Consider the following 255-nt stretch of genomic DNA (forward strand, 5'->3'; position numbering starts at 1 on the left):
GAAGATCCTGAAGGGGTCTGACGAGCTGGAAATGGCGGCGCTGGTGGGGATCGACCCTGACAGCGACGGGCTGCGGCGGGCGCGGGAGCTTGGCGTGGCGACGACCCATGAGGGGCTGGAGGGGCTGTGCGCGATGCCGGGCTATGGCGAGATCGCCATCGTGATGGATGCCACCTCGGCCCATGCCCATGAGGTGCATCACCCGGTGCTGATCGCCGACGGCAAGCAGGTGATCGACCTGACGCCGGCCGCGAT

At 68.2% G+C, this 255-nt stretch carries 1 pseudogene; it reads left to right on the plus strand.

Annotated elements, in window-relative coordinates:
• A pseudogene (locus tag QMG28_RS20925) lies at nucleotides 1-255 on the plus strand (acetaldehyde dehydrogenase (acetylating)); the annotation flags it as partial.

Origin of the sequence: Sinisalibacter aestuarii (assembly GCF_027923545.1) — a bacterium.
Classification (GTDB): Bacteria; Pseudomonadota; Alphaproteobacteria; order Rhodobacterales; family Rhodobacteraceae; genus Sinisalibacter; species Sinisalibacter aestuarii.